This window comes from Veillonella sp., from assembly GCF_018364065.1.
Lineage (GTDB): Bacteria > Bacillota > Negativicutes > Veillonellales > Veillonellaceae > Veillonella_A.
In genome coordinates, this window is the sequence record NZ_JAGZMO010000006.1 from 84,815 (window position 1) to 102,839 (window position 18,025).

Annotated in this window: 6 protein-coding genes; all 6 read right to left on the reverse strand. The window is 43.9% G+C overall.

The window, feature by feature from the left end; all coding sequences use genetic code 11:
- Position 1: 1 nt before the first annotated feature.
- Positions 2–451, reverse strand: coding sequence for a D-aminoacyl-tRNA deacylase (gene dtd, locus KHZ77_RS07555; RefSeq protein ID WP_295197459.1), 450 nt, complete (start codon positions 449–451; stop codon positions 2–4).
- Positions 451–2,685 carry a bifunctional (p)ppGpp synthetase/guanosine-3',5'-bis(diphosphate) 3'-pyrophosphohydrolase gene (locus KHZ77_RS07560; protein ID WP_295197461.1) on the reverse strand — a complete coding sequence of 745 codons (2,235 nt, stop codon included), beginning with the start codon at positions 2,683–2,685 and terminating at the stop codon, positions 451–453. Before KHZ77_RS07560 ends, dtd begins: the two co-directional genes overlap by 1 nt.
- A 13-nt stretch (positions 2,686–2,698) precedes the next feature.
- Positions 2,699–4,690, reverse strand: coding sequence for a single-stranded-DNA-specific exonuclease RecJ (recJ, locus tag KHZ77_RS07565; RefSeq protein ID WP_295197462.1), 1,992 nt, complete (start codon positions 4,688–4,690; stop codon positions 2,699–2,701).
- Positions 4,691–4,976: 286 nt separating this feature from the next.
- A complete protein-coding gene (gene hydG, locus KHZ77_RS07570; RefSeq protein ID WP_295197465.1) occupies positions 4,977–6,395 on the reverse strand; it encodes a [FeFe] hydrogenase H-cluster radical SAM maturase HydG in 1,419 nt (472 codons plus the stop codon).
- A gap of 377 nt (positions 6,396–6,772) precedes the next feature.
- Complete coding sequence (locus KHZ77_RS07575) at positions 6,773–8,476, reverse strand: alpha/beta hydrolase fold domain-containing protein (protein WP_295197467.1); 1,704 nt, start codon at positions 8,474–8,476, stop codon at positions 6,773–6,775.
- A gap of 446 nt (positions 8,477–8,922) precedes the next feature.
- The coding region (locus KHZ77_RS07580) for a YadA-like family protein (protein WP_295197468.1) at positions 8,923–18,025 on the reverse strand (9,103 nt) is incomplete at its 5' end.

Consider the following 18,025-nt stretch of genomic DNA (forward strand, 5'->3'; position numbering starts at 1 on the left):
GTTAAAACAGCTTTTCACTGTCCAATAAAATCGTCACCGGTCCGTCGTTAATAAGGCTCACCTTCATATCCGCCTGGAATACGCCGGTCTGAACCGGTGCGCCCAAGGCGCGGCAGGCGGCCACAAATTCTTCGTACAACCGGTTCGCCTCGTCAGGCGGCGCGGCCTGATCAAAGCCCGGACGGCGTCCTTTGCGAACATCGCCATACAAAGTAAATTGCGACACCGCCAACACATCGCCTTTAATATCCAATAAAGACAAATTCATTTTCTGTGCTTCATCTTCAAAAATGCGAAGATTGACGATTTTTTCCGCCAAGTATTTGGCGTCTTTTTCTGTATCACCTTTGCCGACGCCGATAAGGACTAAAAGCCCCTGTCCGGCGCGGCCTACTATTTCATTATCAACGGTTACGTCAGCCTGACTGACCCGTTGTACTACTGCTCTCATCAACTACCTCCATTAGCACGCTGTACGGAGTACACATCGCGAATACGACGAAGTTTCGTCATAACGAAATCCAGCTGTGACAAATCGCGAATTTCAATAACTAAATTAATATTCGCACTCTTCGTGTCGTCCACTTTCGCATTAATATTGACAATGTTTACCTTCATTTCCGAAAGGGTTGCCATGATTTCCATAAGCATACCGCCCCGGTCATAGGCTGCAATATCAATGGCTACATGGAAGTTATCCTGTGTGGCCGCATCCCATTCAACGGCGATCATGCGATCCACATCTTCCGGCGTATGTCCAATATTCGGACAATCCGCACGATGGACGGAAACACCGCGACCGCGCGTAATATATCCGACAATTTCATCGCCCGGCACCGGATTACAACAACGGGCCATGCGGACCATTACGTCCGGTTCGCCATTTACTAAAATGCCCGTGCTGCTGCGCTTGCGCACCGGTTCGTGCGTTTTCAACCGTTCCAGAAGCGCCATCGTATCACGACGGTTGTCTTCCTTCGCCAGTTCGCGCTTATGCATGTCCACAATGCGAAGTAATACGGAGTTTACCGGAATCCCGCCATAGCCGACGGCGGAAAGAAGTTCCGACTCACTGCCCGCATTCAGGCTCTTCGCAATTTGTTCCAACCGGCCCGGTTTATTTAATGCTTTCCAATCGTAGTTCAGGCGGCGCGCTTCTTTCTCCAGAAGTTCACGGCCCTTAACGATATTCTCTTCTTTATTTTCCTTCTTAAACCAGTTGCGGATCTTGCTCTTACTTTCCGTAGAACCTACGATGTTGAGCCAATCCAGACTCGGCTTGCTGGTTTTCGAAGTTATAATATCTACAATATCACCGTTCTGCAACGTGTAGTCCAATGACACGATTTTGCCATTTACCTTTGCCCCTACACAGCGATGGCCCACGTCCGTATGAATACGGTACGCAAAGTCCAATGGAACGGCCCCTTTCGGCAATTTGACTACGTCGCCGCGCGGTGTAAATACGAAGACTTCCCCGGAGAATACGTCAAGCTTTAACGCATTCACCAGTTCCTTCGGATTGCTGGAATCCTGCCATTCCAGTACTTGGCGCAGCCAGCCCACCTTCTGATCGAAGTCCTTATCGCCGTTCTTATTGCCTTCCTTATAGCGCCAGTGAGCGGCAACACCATATTCGGATACACGGTGCATATCCCATGTACGAATCTGGATTTCTACGGAATGCCCCATAGTGCCGATAACCGTCGTATGAAGCGACTGGTACATGTTGGACTTAGGCATGGCAATATAATCTTTAAATCGATATGGCAACGGTTTCCACAAATTGTGAACGATGCCCAATACGGCGTAGCAGTCAGGGATTGTATCAACAATAACGCGGACCGCGTACAAGTCGTAAATCTGCGACAAGTCGCGATTGTCCTTCTTCATTTTCTTGTAAATACTGTAGAAATGCTTTGGACGGCCTTTTACATCCGCTTTGATGTTCACATTCCCCAAGGCTTTCTTGAGTTGTTCCATCGTATCGTTTACGATTTCTTCGCGCACATGACGTTTTTCTTTCATCTGCTCTACTAAATCGTAGTATTTATCAGGTTCCAAATAGCGGAAGGATAAATCCTCCAGCTCCCATTTCATGTTGAAAATCCCCAGGCGATGTGCGAGAGGCGCGAATATTTCCAGCGTTTCCTGAGCAATGCGCTTCTGCTTGTCGCTGCGCATATGCTTCAAGGTACGCATATTATGCAAGCGGTCACCGAGCTTGATAACCACGACGCGCACGTCCTTGGCCATGGCCAAAATCATCTTCCGATAATTTTCCAGCTGCTGATCTTCCTTCGTATGGTATTGGAATTGATTCAACTTTGTAACGCCGTCTACCAGAAATGCCACTTCTTCGCCGAACAGTTCTTTTACCTGTTCCAGCGTCACATCCGTATCTTCGACTACGTCGTGAAGTAGCGCCGCAATGAGCGTTGTACGGTCAATCTGCAGGTGTGCCAAAATCGTGGCCACCGCCAACGGATGCAGTATGTACGGCTCCCCGGAGGCACGTTTCTGCTCCGCATGCGCCTTGTCCGCCACTTCGAAGGCCTTCATGATTTCCTTGCAATCATCCTCATCCAGGTAGGCCTTCACAATCTCCATAAAGTGATGTAATTCTTCTTCTTTATTAAACGCTGTCTGCTCGACCAGCTCTTTCCCTTCTTCATTTTCAATCATTTGCCTCACCCCCTCAGGTGCTGTACTTTAAAAATGTCAGCGAAGTTATGAGATCCAGCTTTTCCTTCACATGACACCAGCGATATACGGCTAATCCCCCTGCCGTAGTCTCTTCCTGCAGAATCCCCAATTCTTTAAACACATCGAGAGACAAGATCGCTTCTTTATCTGTTTGATCCGCCGGATGTCTGTTAATAACTTCCGACTCCACTATATATTTAGGTGCCGTAGCACTGCGAAATACGTCTTTTACTATCATGTACATGGCCCGCAACCCTTCGGTCGTAAGCTTTGTACGTTGTTTTTCCAGAAGCGTCAAATCCTGCACCATCAGCTGTGGCGACACGCGGCCCTGCCATTCATTTTTCTGCAAAGAGAAAGCAACTTTAATCGCTTCGTCAGGGAAAATTTCACGATGATATTCTTCTCCGTGCCAGATCATGGCGTCCAGCGGTCCCAGCTTGGACTGTAAAATAATCTTGCAGTGATTTTTCTGCTGCCCCAGTAAAAACACATCCTGTACGGCAATTTTATCGATGGCGAAAATCGGAGTGCTGTTGCCCATGCCGTACGGTTCCAAGGTTTCAATCTGATTAATAAGTTCTATAGTTATATCTTCCGCTTCAATGGCCGCATCAATGTCAACGATAGGTACATAATCATCGTCCGTCAGATGCTCCGCGCAATACGCCGTAAGACGTTCACGCAAAGCGGGAATGTTTTCTTCTACAATGCTGAAGCCCGCCGCCTGCTTGTGGCCGCCGAACTGGAGCATCAAATCTTCCGCCGATTTTAAGGCATCGTAAATGTTGCAATTTTCGATACTTCGACAAGAGCCTTTACCGATACCGTCGTGAATGCTGATGACCAAGGCCGGTTTGTAATATTCTTCCACTAGGCGCGATGCTACAATGCCGATAACACCGGGATGCCAACCTTCGCCGGCCACCACGATGACCTTATCGGCCAATTCGCCCTGATTAATAACGTCCATGCGCGCTTCTTCGTGAATGGTCCGTTCAATCTGCTGGCGTTCCTGATTCGTAGCTTGCAACTCTTCCGCAATGACATTGGCTTCTTCCTGATTGGACGTTACCAACAGTTCCACAGCGCGGGTTGCATGGGTTACACGGCCCGCCGCATTGAGGCGCGGTGCCAAGGTAAAACCGATATGTCCGGCGGAAATTTTCTTGTCCCCTAAGCCGGCCACATCGATTAAAGCTGCGATCCCCTTGTTGGGACTCGCATTCATTTTACGAAGGCCTTCGCGCACGATGATGCGGTTTTCCCCTACTAGAGGCACCACATCGGCCACGGTCCCAAGAGCTACAATATCTAAATTGTCTACGTATTCTTCTCCGGTCGCATTTTTCCATAAGGCCTGGCACAACTTAAACACGACGCCTACGCCGGATAAGTTCTTATCTTCATAGGTACAGCCGGGCTGCTTTGGATTAATGACGGCCGCGGCGCGAGGAATCTCTGGCGGCGCCGTATGGTGATCTGTAATAATCATGGTCAGGCGGTCGCGCACCATTTCTACAATATTGTAGGAACTGATGCCGCAGTCCACCGTAATTACTAAGGAGGTACCTTCCGCGATAAGCTGTTCTACCGCTTCTTCATTGAGTCCATACCCTTCACTTTGTCGTTCCGGAATATAATAGCTTACATTGGCTCCCAAGCGTGTCAGAAACAGATAGAGCAAGGATGTAGCGGTAATGCCGTCCACATCGTAATCGCCGTAAATGACGATTTTATCCTGCTGTTTAACTGCTTCTTCAATCAGAGGCACGGCCGCATCCATCCCCTTTAAAGAAAAAGGATCTAGAAGGTCTGTTAACTGACCGCCTAGAAACTGCTGTCCCGCTTCAATAGTTGTGATGCCTCGATCGATTAATAGTTTAGCCACAATGGGATACACGCCCAAACCCTGGACGAGCTCCGACTGCAACTTTGTATCACTAGGTGCCAAGCGCCATCGTTTCGCTTTACACTGTTTCATCTGTCTCTTCTCACTTATACTTAATCTACATGACTTACTTTTTACATACTTCTTACTAAACGAATTTCAATCTCAATTCTTACATTGCTTAATCAGTTAGTCTATTATCATTATCAATTTAATTCTATTATACACTATCCTACGGCTTAGTGAAACAAGAATATGTTATTTTTCTCAATACGCCATGCAAAAAAAAGAACGAGCGATTATCAAAATGTAATCACTCGTTCTATTTCTATGTTATCCTTTACAGGATTCAATATTATAAGTTATCAATTAGAAGATCTTAGAAACGGAAGTCGCGTTCGCCGTGTTCCATTTGTTTAATATACTTGGAAGAAGCTTCTTTAACTTTTTCGTTGCGAATCAAATGCAACTGTTCTTCAATAACAGCCTGGCCGGTTGCCTTGGTTTCATCCGTAGCGTAGTCGAGCAGGTATTCATTGAGGGTCATCAACGCATTTGGCTGGCAGCAATTGTGAATCTGGCCGCTCTTAGCCAATGCCATGAAGCGGTCGCCTGTACGTCCTGCACGGTAGCAAGCAGTACAGAAGCTTGGCACATAGCCTAATTCCAACAACCAGTCCACGATTTCATCAAGGCTGCGACGGTCGCTTGTATCGAACTGCGCGGAGTTGTCTTCAGGCAATTCTTCTTCCTTGTAACCGCCTACACTTGTACGGGAACCACCGCTGATCTGGGAAATACCAAGAGCCAAGCCGCGTTCACGCATGCGCTGGCTTTCGCGGGTGGACATAATCATACCTGTGTATGGAGTGGATACGCGGATAAGAGCTACGATTTTTTCGAAAACGTCGTCAGGCACTGCATTGCTGAAGTCATCTACGTCGATGTCGTCAGCAGGGCAAATACGAGGCACACTGATTGTGTGAGGGCCTACGCCGAATACAGCTTCCAAATGTTCCGCATGCATCAACAAGCCTACGAAGTCGTAGCGGTAATGTTCCAAACCGTATAAAACGCCGATACCTACGTCATCAATGCCGCCTTTCATAGCACGGTCCATAGCTTCTGTGTGGTAAGCATAGTTGCTCTTTGGCCCATGTGGATGCAAGGCTTCGTAGTTTTCTTTGTTGTAAGTTTCCTGGAACAATGTGTAAGTACCGATACCTGCTTCGTGCAATTTCTTGTAGTCTTCCACTTCGCAAGCGGCGATATTTACGTTAACACGACGGATTTCACCGTTTTTGTTCTTAATGCTGTAAATCGTTTTGATACATTCTAAAATGTATTCCAACGGATTGTTGATTGGGTCTTCGCCGGATTCGATAACAATACGTTTGTGCCCCATAGCTTCCAACGCCAATACTTCTTCACGAACTTGTTCCTGAGTCAATTTCTTACGGGTGATGTGACGGTTCTTTGCATGATATGGGCAATATACGCAACCGTTGATACAATAGTTGGACAAATATAACGGAGCGAACAACACAATGCGGTCCCCGTAAATTTTACGTTTAATCTCTTTTGCCAAGGCAAATAATTTGTCTTTATATTCTGGAAGCGGACATTCCAACAGAACGGCAGCTTCGCGGTGATTCAAGCCGTTCATTGTAGCCGCTTTGGCTAAAATCTGATCAAGCAATTCACGATTTTCTTTATTCGCTTCCGCATAGGCCAACGTATCAAGAATCTCTTCGTGATTAATAAATTCTTCTGCCTTAGAAGATTTTACATCGTACATACTGGTCTCCTTTACTCATACCATAGAGAAGTCCTGTGCCCTCGCCCTTTCCCAAGTACGAGCTCACTGACAGCCTGCACTTCGACTGTCTATTCAGGTTAAGCATACTTACTATGCACTTTACTTCTTCTATATTGAATCTCTTGAATGTTTTAATTATACACCTTTTCTCCACTTTTGAAAATAAAAGCAATACCTAATACTTCCATTTTTATCATTATTTGATTGATGTTACACACTCATCGATTATTCTCATCACTCTGCCTATTTAGCGCATACAAATAGGCATTCCGGAAGTTACATTTACATCATATAAAAAGAACTGTACCGTCTCTGAAGACATTGGTACAGTTCTTACTGTTATTGTATTAACCTCTTTATTTTACGCTAAAGTTTAACCCACCCTGATGCATCAATACATCTGCCGACAAGCTATAAAATTCCTTATCAATTAACATATTTTGTGTTTTTGCCAAATAGTCTTTAAATACAGGTTGCTCACGATGATATTCATAAGCTGCTTGATTTTTATATACTTCATAGAAATACCATACATTCGGCTCATTTTTATCCGTCATGGCATACATCAACAGAATGCCGGCTTCATCTTTAATAGATTGCTTCATTTCCGGTACTACAATATTGGTAAAACGTTCATTATCTTCCGGCTTTACTACTACTTTTACTAAATTCACCAAGGCTTCTTTATTATCGATTAACTGCAATCCTTGCGGCTGTTCCAGTAACGCCACCGGAGTTAATTGATACACCGTCCGATTAGTCAATTTTGAGCCTACTGTTGCAACGTATTCCTTAAAATGTGCTGAATTACGATGTATTTCATATGCATTAGGTCCTGCATAAGCTTCCAAGACGAACACCTCAGAAGGATTCTTCTTATTATGCGCCGCATTCATAGACAATGTACCCGGTTCATTTGCCATGGATGCGCTAAAATTTTTAACACCTTGCGCATTAAAAATATCATGAGTATCTGAAGGAACATCAAACTTAAATAAATTAACCATTGGTGCATTCCCCTCAATACGAGCTGTCACCGGATTATTAGTGGACAAATTAGTCCCTCCCTTTAAATTTCGATTCACAAATTCTTTCATCTCAATCAACGAGTCTACGGAGTCTTTCATATCCGGCAATAACAAAGCGAAGTCATGAGGCATTCCCGGATATACGGTAAGCGTTACGAGCACGCCGTCAGCCGCCGCTTTGTCGGCCAATTGCTGATTTTCCGTGAGGAATAGTTCATTGCCGCCGGTTTGAATCAGCATTGGAGGTAACCCGGATAAATCGGCGTATATAGGTGATACACGTGGATCTTTACGGCTTAGCCCGTCACCATAGACGGCATCCTTTACAGGTCCATATAATGGTGTACCTAAGCCCAATACCTGGTCTTTTGATTCATTGGTAACACGGCTGGAATCTTTCGTATCTTCCAGCGTAGCCCATGGAGATGCCAAGAGCATTACGCCCGGTTGTTCCAATCCATGTTCTTTCAGATACAAGGACAAGGCAAGCGCCAAGTTGCCGCCGGCGGAGTCACCCACTAAAATGATATTTTTCGCCTGCACGCCCTTCTGTAGTAAGTCGTTATATGCATTCACCGCATCATCCAATGCAGCCGGATAGGTATAGTTTGGAGCTAAACGGTAATCTACATAGTACACATCGGATGCGTCCATGAGTGTCGCCTGTTTTACGCCCAAAATGCGATGGCCGTCACTGAGAGGTAACACGTAGCCGCCCCCATGAAGCTGCAACACAACGCGATCCGACTTTTTAACAGTTGCCTGCATATGTTCCATCGGTGTGCCGTTAGCCGTATATTTTGTCCAAGTCCATCCGTCCGGAGCCTCAAACGGCTTCACCATTGGATTCATTACTTTTGGTCTGAACAAGTCAGTTATAACGTTAGAAATATAGGCCTGCTTTGCCGCCCCTTCTAATAACACGCCCGGCGAACTCACATCAACCGGCGCCGCCCATACAGAACCGGCCGTTACACTCACAGCCAATAAAAGAGCCAATGTCGATGACTTTGCTTTTGTGGAAAATTTCATAACTACTCCTCCATAAAAACACTTTAAAATTGCAAATTATTTTAATTATCCCTTGGTTACTTATCCCCTTTTCAATTATCCCTTGTGGAATAATCCTATGTTATTCAATAAATTGTTAACATTGATAAGACTATGGGAATGATTGTTTTATAGGTTAATTATACTATTAATCTTCAGACAATTTCTATCGTCAGATGATAAGCTAATGGTGTTATTATCTCATATATTTATTAGTATATGAATTGGTTGCTCTCATATATGCCAATGTATTTGCCGGAAGTATGCCGAGGGTATGTACTAAGGTATAAGTCAGTGTTTGTGCCGGAGAAAGCAAAAGTGGCTCAAAGAGTTTACACCCTTTGAGCCACTTTTTAATTTGTACCACGATTCACTTTATAGTAAGGTATATATTTTCTATACACCTCATATACTTGTGAGTCAACCGATTAGTGTACTAACTGCTGAACTAATGCTTCCAATTTAGCGATACGTTCATTTTGCGCATCAATCTGGTTCTGTTTTGCAGCTAATTCTGCATCAAACTTAGCCTGTTGTGCCTTGTTCTGAGCTTCTAACGCCTGAACTTTGTTCTGAACAGCTGTCATGGAGCCTGCAGGTTTAGTTGTTTCACCGGAACCGATACGGAATGTAGCACCCATATTAGCCATGGCTTTGCCGCCTTGACCATAGGAGAGACCTACAGTGTACTGTTGATCGCTGTTTGGTGCATATGCATAACCTACAGCCAGAGCTTGTTTACCTTTGTAAGTACCTACACCGGCCATAATCTGTCCGCGTTCGCCTTCAGCATATGGAAGTGGGTTCAATGCTGCTAAGGAAGCTGCCATTGCATCGCCTTCAGCGGATTCGTTGCGTACGCTTTGAATTTCAGAAGACAATCCTTTAATAGCCTGACCTTGAGCATTTACTACTTCACCAAGTACGCCGATAGAAGCTGTGTTGTTGTCAACCTGTGTTTTAATAGGATACAACTGAGCACCGGTAATTGCCTGGTTCGAAGATTCTGAAATAGAGCCTTGAGCCACATTATCCAATGTGATTAAGCCTGTTTCACTGTCATGAGTTGCGAGAGTTGTGCCACCAAGAACGAGTGTATCATTCGTTAAAGCGGAATCCTGAACTGTTAATGCATCATGAGTTAACGAAGTAGTACCACCTACAACAATACCATCTGTAGTTATAGCAGTGTCGCCGATTGTCAAGGATTTAGCAATTACTACGTCATCCGCTAAATCTAACGCTCCTTCAGTGATTTTGAAGTCTCTGCTGACTGGCAAGGTTTGATCATATGGATTGCCTGTACCGTTATTGTTTTTCCAATCGTAATCGGATAAGCGGAAACCACTTCTTTCTTCAGGTTCAACTTTTTCATCATTAGAGTTATCGTTTACTACACCAGGTGTGCCCCAGCCGATACTTCTTGTAAGCATGTAGAGCGCATCATCATTTAACCCGATTCGGAATGTTCTTTGACCTGCCGAGTTTACTGTAGTTTCAACTTCAACTGCATTTAAACCACGTGCTCTGATTAACTCTCTAATATTGGCTTTACCTGTATCAGTCAAGTTATCCATGTTATTAGTAGCTGCGTTTTTAATCTTATCTTTCACATTGCCGGCTAAATCAACTGCAACTTTATTGCCCGATACGGATGTTACAATCGATTTATTACCGTTTTCATCAGTCTTACCAACAATATCTAGACGGTTTTTATCTTTAGTAAGAGCTACGCGTTCTTCTTTATTATTGGTATCAGAACCTACCGAGATACCTTGGATAGCGCTGCCGGCCACGTTTTCAACATCCGTCAAGCGACCATCGAAGCCTTTAACCGTATTATCCAAATCGGTTACTCTAGTATCTAAGTTGCCTACCTTAGTATCCAAGTTGCCTACTTTAGTGCCGAGGTCTTTTACGTCTTGACCTAAACCGTCAACTTTAGTACCTAAGTCTTTCAAGCCTTTATCTAAGCCATCAACTCGACCGCTCAAGTCATTAACTTTAGTGTCTACTTTATCCAACTGACCTTTATTCACAGCGTCGCCGGCTTTTACACCATCAGCAATATTGGTAATTGTCTTATTGCCTGCATCAATGCCGTCTTTAGTTACAGAAGGACCACCGGTAATGGATAAGCCGCTACCGCTTACAGCTACATCACCAACAGTGAGACCGCTGCCGCTTACTTTAGTATCGCCAACAGCAAGACCGCTATCGCTTACTGTAGTATTACCTACAGCTAAGCCGTCACCAGTCAATGTGCTGGAGCCTACGCTTACACCATTATTGTCTACCGTTGTGTTACCTGCTTTTACGGAACCTGTAGCACCAAGGTCAATTTGGTTATTCAAGTTAACATCAAATGTCTTCACACCGTTAACGTCGGAAGTATTTACAGTAATGTTGTTACCACCGGTTACGTTAACTGCATTCTGACTTGTTTCCTTAATAACTTCTTTACCTTTATCGCTCAAGTTGGACAAGTCTTTATCAGCTGCGTTGTTAATCTTTTCTTTTGTAGCTGCTGTTAAGTCAACTACCAAGTTTTGACCGTCAACTTTGCTTTCAACCATACCGCCGGATTTGCCGGTAACACCGAAGCCTGCCTGGCCTTTATTAACTGTGATCACGCCGCCGTTACCGTCATTAATGGAGATAGTTTGTAATGCGGAGTTAGCTAATTCGGAGCCTTCAGTAGCAATATTCTTAACTTCTTGTAATTGGTTATAAGTAACTACATCGCCTTCTTGAGTGCCGTTAGCTACGTTAGTAATCTTAGTGCCGCCCATATTGATGCCGCCAACATTGATGGTTGGGCCGTTCTTAATTGTGAAACCACCATTGGAGATTGTAGTATCACCAAGAACGATGTTGCCCTGAGGGTTAACAGTAATGCCGCCTTCGTTGATAGTTGTGCCGGCTACATTAATGGAACCACCATTGATTACAGTGTCACCAACTCGGAATTCACCGGTAGGAACAAGAGTTACACCACCATTGTTAATTGTAGTGCCGCCCACATGAACGTCACCGGACTTAATCACAGTGTCGCCTAAAGTGATGGAGCCTTCGCCGCCTAAGTTCAAGTCTTTATTCAAGTTAACTGTAAATGTCTTAACGTCGTCAACTTTTTCAGAATCAACAGTAATGTTGTTACCGCCTACTACATCAACTGCGTCCTGACTCACTTCTTTGATAACTTCTTTGCCTTTGTCATCTAAGTTGCCTAAGTCTTTACCGGCTGCGTTGTTAATCTTTTCTTTCGTAGCCGCTGTTAAGTCTACTACCAAGTCATTACCATTAACTTTGCTTTCAACCATGCCGTCACTTGCACCAACGATACCAATAGCAGAGTTAGATTTGCTGATAGCAATCGTCTGACCATCGTTACCTTTAACTGTTACGGTTTGAAGGGCTGTGCCCGCCAATTCGGAACCTTCCGTAGCGATATTCTTCACTTCTTGCAATTGGTTATAAGTAACTACATCGCCTTCTTCAGTGGCGTTAGCTACGTTGGTAATCTTAGTACCGCCCATATTGATGCCGCCAACATTGATGGTTGGACCGTTTTTAATAGTCAAGCCGCCTTGGTTAAGAGTAGTACCGCCCACATTGATTGTGCTGCCGTTGATTACAGTGTCGCCCACTTTGAATTCGCCGTTGGAGTTCAAGGTTACGCCGCCGTTGTTAATGGTTGTACCACCAACATGTACGTCACCGGATTTGATGATAGTATCGCCTAAGGTAATAGTGCCTTCGCTACCTAAATTCAAGTTTTTGTCCAAGTTAACTGTGAATGTCTTAACGCCATCAACCGTAGCTTTATCTACGTTAATATTGCTGCCGCCTACTACGTCAACAGAGTCCTGAACTACTTCTTTGATGACTTCTTTACCTTTGTCATTTAAGTTGCCTAAGTCTTTACCGGCTGCGTTGTTAATCTTTTCTTTCGTAGCCGCTGTTAAGTCTACTACCAAGTCCTGACCGGACACTTCGCTTGTAACCATGCCATCGCTAGCACCTTTAATACCAAAGCCTGCATTATTCTTGTTGACAGTAAGTTTTTGACCCTTGCTATCTGTTACAGTTACAGTTTGAAGTGCACTGCCTGCTGTATTTTCAACGGTTGTTACACGATCAGTTAATGTATTTACATCTGTACGGATTGTGCCTACATCATTCTTAACTGTTGTTACTTCAGTTTTCAGCGTACCCACATCAGTTTTAACTGTATTCACTTCAGTTTTGAGAGTACCAACATCATTCTTAACAGTAGTTACTTCAGTCTTCAATGTACCAACGTCAGTCTTGATTGTGTTAACTTCGTTAGTAACAGTGTTTACTTTGTTATCTAAATCAGTTTTCACACCGTACAACTGACCACCGGTTACAGCGTCTCTGGAGCCTTCAGCTACAGAACCTTCACCGAGGTTAGATACTACTTTACTACCTGCATCGATACCGTCTTTAGTTACGGATGGACCACCGGTGATTGCTAAACCATCAGCTGTTACTTTTGTAGCACCTATTTCAAGACCGGATTCATTCAGTTTAGTTTTACCTGCTGTTACGCCATCAGCGGAAACTGTGGTTGTCCCGGCAGTTAAACCGTTAGCATCCAATGTAGTTGCACCGGCTTTAATGGAGCCGTTAGCACCTAAGTCAACGTTGTTCTTCATGTTAACGGTGAATGTCTTAACATCGTCAGCACCGGTTTCACTGGTTACTACGATATTGTCGCTACCTTTTACGTCAACAGATTTTTGAACAACTTCCTTAATGACTTCTTTACCTTTGTCATCCAAGTTGCCTAAATCTTTACCGGCTGCATTGTTGATCTTTTCTTTCGTAGCAGTTGTTAAATCAACTACAACGTCTTGACCAACAACGTTGCTTGCAACCATACCGTCAGTTGCACCTTTGATACCGAACGCAGGATTGTCTTTGTTAACTGTAAGTTTTTGACCGTTAGTATCTGTTACTGTTACAGTCTGAAGAGCGTTGCCGGCTGTTTCGGTTACTTTTTCAAGAGTATTATTGATAGTCGTTACTTTACCATCTAATTCGGTCTTAACATCGAATAACTGGCCACCGGTTACAGCATCTTTAGAGCCTTCAGCTACATTTGTAATTCGAGTACCGCCTGCATTGATACCGCCTACGTTAATGGATGGGCCGTTTTCAATAGTCAAACCGCCATTGGAGATTGTAGTATCGCCAACTACGATAGAGCCTTGAGGGTTAACTGTAATGCCACCATTGTTAATCGTTGTACCACCAACAGTGAGGTCACCGGATTTAATGATTGTATCGCCTAAAGAGATAGAGCCATCAGCACCTAAGTCTACAGATTTGTTCAAGTTAACAGTAAATGTCTTAACGCCATCAACCGTAGCTTTATCTACGTTAATATTGCTACCGCCTAATACGTCAACAGAGTCTTGAACTACTTCTTTGATGACATCTTTACCTTTATCATCCAAGTTGCCTAAATCTTTACCGGCTGCGTTGTTGATCTTTTCTTTCGTTGCAGCTGTTAAGTCTACTACCAAATCCTGACCGGATACTTCACTTGTAACCATGCCGTCAGTAGCACCTTTAATACCGAAACCTGCGTTGTCTTTATTAACTGTAAGTTTTTGGCCTTTAGTATCTGTTACAGTTACAGACTGAAGTGCACTACCTGCAGTTTCAGTTACTTTTTCTAAATTATTAGTAACTTTTTCAAGGTTATTGTTGATTGTATCTACACGACCTTTGACGCCGTCCACATCAGTTTTCACTGCGAATAACTGGCCACCGGTTACAGCATCTTTAGATCCTTCAGTTACAGAACCTTCGCCAAGGTTGGATACTACTTTATCACCTGCATTGATACCGTCTTTAGTTACGGATGGGCCACCAACGATTGCTAAGCCGTTAGTTGTTAATGCTGCATCACCAACACTTACGCCGTCAGTTGTTACAGAAGTTTCGCCTACTTCTAGACCGGATTCGTTCAATTTAGTTTCACCGGCTTGTACGCCATCAGCAGAAACTGTAGTTGTACCGGCAGTTAAACCGTTAGCGTCAACTGTAGTTGCACCGGCTTTAATGGATCCGGTAGTACCTAAGTCAACATTGTTCTTCATATTAACGGTGAATGTCTTAACATCATCCGCGCCGGTTTCGCTGGCTACTTCAATGTTAGTACCACCTTTTACGTCAACAGATTTTTGAACAACTTCTTTGATGACTTCTTTACCTTTGTCATCCAAGTTGCCTAAATCTTTACCGGCTGCATTATTGATCTTTTCTTTAGTTGCAGCTGTTAAATCTACTACCAAATCTTGACCGGACACTTCACTTGTAACCATGCCGTCAGTAGCACCTTTGATACCGAAACCTGCTTTGTCTTTATTAACAACGAGAGTTTGACCTTTAGTATCTGTTACAGTTACAGTTTGAAGTGCACTGCCTGCTGTTTCAGTTACTTTTTCAAGATTGTTAGTAACCTTTTCAAGGTTATTGTTGATTGTATCTACACGGCCTTTAACGCCATCCACATCAGTTTTTACTGCGAATAACTGACCACCGGTTACAGCATCTTTAGAGCCTTCAGTTACAGAACCTTCACCAAGGTTAGATACCACTTTACCGCCTGCATTGATGCCGTCTTTAGTTACGGATGGGCCATCAGCGATTGCTAAACCATTAGCGGTTAAAGCTGCATCGCCTACGCTTACGCCATCAGTTGTTACAGAAGTTTCACCTACTTCTAGACCGGATTCGTTCAGTTTAGTTTCACCGGCTTGTACGCCATCAGCAGAAACTGTAGTTGTACCTGCAGTTAAACCGTTAGCGTCAACGGTAGTTGCACCGGCTTTAATGGATCCGGATGCACCTAAATCAACATTGTTCTTCATGCTAACTGTGAAAGTCTTAACATCATCAGCACCGGTTTCGCTGGCTACTTCAATGTTACTACCACCTTTAACGTCAACGGATTTTTGAACAACTTCTTTAATGACTTCTTTACCTTTATCATCCAAGTTGCCTAAGTCTTTACCGGCTGCATTGTTAATCTTTTCTTTCGTTGCAGCTGTTAAGTCTACTACTAAGTCATTACCATTAACTTTGCTTTCAACCATGCCATCAGTAGCACCAACGATACCTAAGCTTGAATTGTCTTTGCTAAGGATAATTGTATTACCTTCAGTATCTTTAACACTTACAGACTGAAGAGCTGAACCACTAGTACCGGAGCTGTTTTCAGCGATTTTACGAACTTCTAACAATTGGTTGTAAGTTACTACGTCGCCGTCTTTCGAACCGTCGAGTACGTTAGTAATCTTAGTACCGCCTGCATTGATACCGCCTACGTTAATGGATGGACCGTTTTCAATAGTCAAACCGCCATTGGAGATTGTAGTATCACCAACTACGATAGAGCCTTGAGGGTTAACTGTAATACCACCATTGTTAATCGTTGTACCACCAACAGTGAGGTCACCGGATTTAATGATTGTATCGCCTAAAGAGATGGAGCCATCAGCACCCAAATCTACAGATTTGTTCAAGTTAACAGTGAATGTCTTAACGCCATCAACCGTAGCTTTATCTACGTTAATATTGCTGCCGCCTAATACATCAACAGAATCTTGAACAACTTCTTTAATGACATCTTTACCTTTATCATCCAAGTTGCCTAAATCTTTACCGGCTGCATTATTGATTTTTTCTTTCGTTGCAGCTGTTAAGTCTACTACTAAGTCCTGACCGGACACTTCGCTGGTAACCATGCCATCGGTAGCACCTTTAATACCGAAGCCTGCCTGGTCCTTATCAACAACAAGAGTTTGGCCTTTAGTATCTGTTACAGTTACAGTCTGAAGTGCACTACCTGCAGTTTCAGTCACTTTTTCAAGATTGTTAGTAACCTTTTCAAGGTTGTTATTGATTGTATCTACACGGCCTTTTACGCCATCAACATCAGTTTTCACTGCATATAACTGACCACCGGTTACAGCATCTTTAGAACCTTCAGCTACAGAGCCTTCACCGAGGTTACCTACTACTTTGCCGCCTGCATTGATGCCGTCTTTAGTTACGGATGGGCCGCCTACAATTGCTAATCCGTCAGCTGTTAACGCTGCGTTGCCTACGCTTACGCCATCAGTTGTTACAGAAGTTTCGCCTACTTCCAGACCGTATTCGTTCAATTTAGTTTCACCGGCTTGTACGCCATCAGCAGAAACTGTGGTTGTACCGGCGGTTAAACCGTTAGCATCAACTGTAGTTGCACCGGCTTTAATGGATCCGTTAGCGCCTAGATCAACGTTGTTCTTCATATTAACGGTGAATGTCTTAACATCGTCAGCACCTGTTTCGCTGGCTACTTCAATGTTAGTACCACCTTTAACGTCAACGGATTTTTGAACAACTTCTTTAATAACTTCTTTGCCTTTGTCATCCAAGTTGCCTAAATCTTTACCGGCTGCATTATTGATCTTTTCTTTTGTAGCAGCTGTTAAGTCCACTACCAAGTCCTGACCGGATACCTTGCTTTCAACCATGCCGTCAGCAGCGCCTACGATACCAAGGTTTGCCTGGCCTTTGCTGATTGTAATTGTTTGGCCGTCGTTACCTTTAACTGCGACAGTCTGAAGTGCGCTGTTAGCCAATTCGGAACCTTCAGTGGCAATATTTTTCACTTCTTGTAACTGATTGTAAGTTACTACATCGCCTTCTTCAGTAGCGTTAGCAACGTTTGTAATCTTAGTACCGCCCATGTTGATACCGCCAACATTGATGGTAGGGCCGTTTTTAATAGTCAAACCACCTTGGTTTAGTGTAGTACCGCCCACATTAATTGTGCTGCCGTTGATTACAGTATCGCCAACTTTGAATTCACCGTTGGAGTTCAAGGTTACGCCGCCGTTGTTAATGGTTGTATCACCAACATGTACGTCACCGGATTTGATGATAGTGTCGCCTAATGTGATTGAACCTTCACCACCTAAATCCAAGTTTTTATCTAAGTTAACAGTGAATGTCTTAACGCCATCAACTGTAGCTTTATCTACGTTAATATTGCTGCCGCCTTTTACGTCAACAGAATCTTGAACTACTTCTTTGATGACATCTTTACCTTTGTCATCCAAGTTGCCTAAGTCTTTACCGGCTGCATTGTTGATCTTTTCTTTTGTAGCCGCTGTTAAATCAACTACCAAGTCCTGACCGGACACTTTACTTTCAACCATGCCGTCGGTTGCACCTACGATACCGAATCCGGCATTGTCTTTATTCACTGTAAGTACATTGCCTGCACCGTCTTTAACGCTTACAGTCTGAAGTGCAGAATTAGCTGTATCTTGAGCGCCTTTGATAGAATCATTAAGATCTTTTTGCACGCCAAATAATTGACCACCGGTTACAGCATCTTTGGAGCCTTCAGCTACAGCACCTTCACCAAGGTTACCTACTACTTTACCGCCTGCATTGATACCGTCTTTAGTTACGGAAGGACCACCAACGATTGCTAAGCCG